Consider the following 927-nt stretch of genomic DNA (forward strand, 5'->3'; position numbering starts at 1 on the left):
AGTCAGAAACTCAGGATCAGTTTCATCAAACTTGAAACGGTAAGTAACAAAAGGGTCTTTCTGCATCCAGTCATTACTAAATGCAATACGAGTAATCTTCTTTAAATTCTTTAGTCGGGTAATAGCTGAGTTCTGGGCACAGTTCTTTTCCACTTTAAGGAATACATCAAACTTACGGATAAAGGCGAGATCAAGTTCTTTTAAAGCTATATCGGACAGATTATATTCCGCCTTAATAAACTCGGATAGATAGCGAGCAGTAGTTTCAAAACGCTGAACGGTTTTATCCACATACCCTTTACCTATTAAAGAGCGTGCTTCGTTGTTATGTTCGGTAAATACCTGAAGGAGGGTTTTGTTGTCGCTATCAATGCCGTAGAACTTATTTTTGATAGTTTCCGCATTGACTGTTTTTCCGTCTGTCTCTAATTCTCTGTGGATTTGATAAATCTTGGAACGGATAGATTCGATATACAGGTTCAGTTCATAGGCTTCCTGTCCTCTGCCTTTGGAACGCTCTTTGGATTGATCCCAGAGTTCGACTGCAATACTTCTTTTAATCTGAATGTCGCACATGGAACGGTCTGCGGTTATACGCATACAAACGGGTGCTTCTCCGTTTTTCAATAATTTCTTCTTTCTCAGGAAGAATAACACACTAAAACTTTTTCGTTTCATCTTGTTTACATTTTAAGGATTTAAAATTACTCAATCCCTGTCAAAATAAACCTATGCAAAACGTTGTATATCAGTGAGAAGAAAGCTAAGCTGTTGGGCTTTTTTTATGGATTCCCAAGTCCCACGATTTAACCTTGTGGAATATGCATTAAACTGCCATTTTTTACCGGAAGTATTAAAGCAAAAATTCCCGATTTTCATTGAAAATCAGGAATTTACTTCTGTTTGCTTGTCTAATTTGTGATCCCG

The 927-nt window shown here is 37.4% G+C and carries 1 protein-coding gene; it reads right to left on the reverse strand.

The features are described from left to right. Positions 1-678, reverse strand: a 678-nt coding sequence (locus tag IR022_RS09825; RefSeq protein WP_194203573.1) for a phage integrase SAM-like domain and Arm DNA-binding domain-containing protein, incomplete at its 3' end; no start/stop codon positions are given. Positions 679-927: the final 249 nt, after the last annotated feature.

Source organism: Dysgonomonas sp. GY617 (assembly GCF_015233815.1).
GTDB lineage: Bacteria > Bacteroidota > Bacteroidia > Bacteroidales > Dysgonomonadaceae > Dysgonomonas_A.